This is a genomic window from Frankia sp. BMG5.23 (assembly GCF_000685765.2).
Lineage (GTDB): Bacteria > Actinomycetota > Actinomycetes > Frankiales > Frankiaceae > Frankia > Frankia casuarinae.
This window is the reverse complement of sequence record NZ_JDWE01000135.1, coordinates 1-3,016: the sequence shown is the minus strand read 5'-3', so window position 1 is coordinate 3,016 and position 3,016 is coordinate 1. Positions and strand designations below refer to the sequence as shown.

Genomic DNA, 3,016 nt, shown 5'->3' with positions numbered 1-3,016 from the left:
CCCGACCGGCGAACACCAACTGCCCCTCCCCCGTCCACCGCCCCAAATCCCCCGTCCGATACATCCGCTCCCCAGACCCGGAAAACGGACACGCCACAAACCGCTCCCCCGTCAACCCAGGCCGGCCAAAATACCCACGCGCCAACCCCACACCCGCCACATACANCTCACCCGTCACCCCCGGCGGCACCGGCNGCAAAAANCNATCCAACACAAACACCCGNGTGTTATCCATCGGACGGCCAATCGGCACCACCGAGGCAACCTCATCCCCCGGCCGCACCTCAAACACCGTCGCACACACCGTCACCTCCGTCGGCCCATACAACTGCCGCACCACCACCCCCGGACACGCCTCCACCACCCGCACCACCGCCGCCGCACTCACCACATCCCCACCCGTCACCACCTCACGCACCCCCACAAAACNCCCCGGCGCCTCCTCCGCCACCGCCGCAAACAACCCCGCCGTCACATGCACCACCGTCGGCCCAAAATCCGAAATCAACCCCTTCAGCACCCCAGCNTCNACCCGCCCGGCCGGCGCCACCACCACCTGACCCCCCGACAACAACGCCACCCACAACTCCCACGTCGACGCGTCAAACGCATGCGACGCATGAAACAACACCCGCCCATGAACCTCCCGCGACCAACACCGATCCGCCGCCAACCCGACCACACCCGCATGCGTCACCGCCACACCCTTCGGCACCCCCGTCGACCCCGACGTATACATCACATACGCCACATCATCCGCACCCACCCGCACCGCCGGCGGCCCACACTCCCCCTCCCCATCCACCCAGCCACCCGCCCACACCACCCCGACAGACCCCGGCAGATCAGACACCCCCACATCAGCCACCACCACCCGCACCCCCGCCTCAGCCAGCACCCGCCCCACCCGCACCACCGGCCACTCCACATCCACCGGCACATACGCCGCCCCCACCTTCACCACCCCCACCAACACCGCCACCAACTCCACCGACCGCTCCATCACCACCCCAACCCGATCACCAGACCGCACCCCAGCCGCCACCAAATCCCGCGCCACCCGATTCGCCGCCGTGTCCAGGCGCGCGTAGGTCAGCGTGACGTACCGGTCCTGCGCAACCCAGTTCGCCGCCGTGTCCGGGTGCGTGTGGGTCAGCGTGACGTACCGGTCCAGCACTGCCACCGCGTCGGGACACTCGGCCACCCGGGCGGCGAACGCCCCGGTCAGCGTGCCGTCGGCCACCGCGGCCCCGGTGTCGTTCCACTCCTGGAGGACCCGGTGACGCTCGTCCGCACCCAGCACGGGCACCTGGCTGACCCGCAGCGTGGGATCGGCGGCGACGCGCTCCAGCACGCCCAGCAGACGTTCGGCCAGCCTCCGCACCGTCGAACGGTCGAACAGGTCGGCGGAGTAGCGCACCACGCCCTCGATGCCGGCCGGTGTCCCGGCGGCGGTCCTGCGTTCCTCCAGGCTGAAGGACAGATCGAACTCGACGGCGTCCCCGTCACCCTGGACCGGCCGCACAGTCAGTCCCGGCAGTTCCCACGGCGTGTCCAGCGGCACGTTCTGAAAGGCCAGCAGGACCTGGAAGACGGGGTGACGGGCGCGGCCACGGAACTCCTCGGCCAGCCGCTCGAACGGCACGTCCTGGTGGGCGTAGGCGGCCAGGTTCCGCTCCCGCACCCGGGCCAGCAGTTCCTCGAACGAGGGGTCGCCGCTGACGTCGGTACGCAGCAGCAGGGTGTTGACGAAGAAGCCGATCAGGTCGTCCAGCGCGGTGTCACCGCGGCCGGCGACCGGCGCCCCGATGGGGATGTCGGTGCCCGCGCCGAGCCGGGACAGCAGCACCGCGATCGCCGACTGGACCACCATGAACAGCGTTCCCCGGCCGCCGCGCACGAGGTCGGTGAGCCGGGCGTGCACCGCGGGGCTGATCCGGATCGGCACCTCACCACCGGTGAAGCTCGCCACGGCCGGGCGCGGCCGGTCGGCGGGCAGGGCGAGCTCGGCGGGCAGGTCGGCCAGTGCCTCGCGCCAGTAGGCCAGTTGCTCGCTGATCAGGCTGTCCGGGTCGGACTCGTCGCCCAGCAGGTCACGCTGCCACATGGCGAAATCGGCGTACTGCACCGGAAGCGGCTCCCACGACGGGGCCTGCCCGCGGGACCGCGCCGCGTAGGCCGTGGGCAGGTCCCTGGCCAGCACGCTCATGGACCAGGCGTCGGTCGCGACGTGGTGGATGACCAGCGACAGCACGTGCTCCCGCTCGGACAGCGCGAACAGCCGGGCCCGCAACGGCGGCTCACGCCCGACGTCGAAGCCGCGGCCCGCCTCGGCCGCCAGCAGACCGGGCAGCTCCTCCGCCGCGGCGAAGACGATCACGAGTTCGGGGTCCTCCCGCAGGATCTGCTGGCGGGGGACACCGTCGGTGTCGGGGAGCACGGTGCGCAGGGCCTCGTGCCGCCGCACGACATCGGTCAGCGCCGCCTGTAACGCCGATCGGTCGAGGTCTCCGCTCAGGTTAAGCGCGTACGGCGTGTTGTAGACCGCGCTGCCCTCCTGGAGCCGGTTGAGGAACCACATCCGGGCCTGGCCGTACGACAGCGGGATCACGTCGGGCCTGGGCCTCGGGACCAACGCGGCGCGGGCCGCGCCGCCCTCGCCGACCAGCCCGGCGACACCGGCCGGGGTGGGCTCGGCGAACAGCGCGCGGATGTCCATCCCGACGTTCAGCTCGGCCTGCACGCGAGCGATCAGCCGCATGGCCAGCAGCGAGTCGCCGCCGAGGTCGAAGAAGCCGTCGTCGGCCCCGACCCGCGCCAGGTCCAGGACCTCGGCGAACAGGGCGCACAACCGCTCCTCGACCGCGGTGCGCGGCCCCCGCCCGGTCGCCAGAGCACCGAAGTCGGGGGCGGGCAACGCCGCGCGGTCCAGCTTGCCGTTGGCGGTCAGCGGCAGCTCCGCCACCTCGACCACCACCGCGGGGACCATGTACTCGGGCAGCCGCCCGGCCACGAA

Annotated in this window: 1 protein-coding gene; it reads right to left on the bottom strand. The window is 71.5% G+C overall.

The annotated features are described in order from the left end of the window. Positions 1 to 3,016, bottom strand: a 3,016-nt coding sequence (locus BMG523DRAFT_RS22075) for a non-ribosomal peptide synthetase (protein ID WP_043592295.1), incomplete at both ends; no start/stop codon positions are given.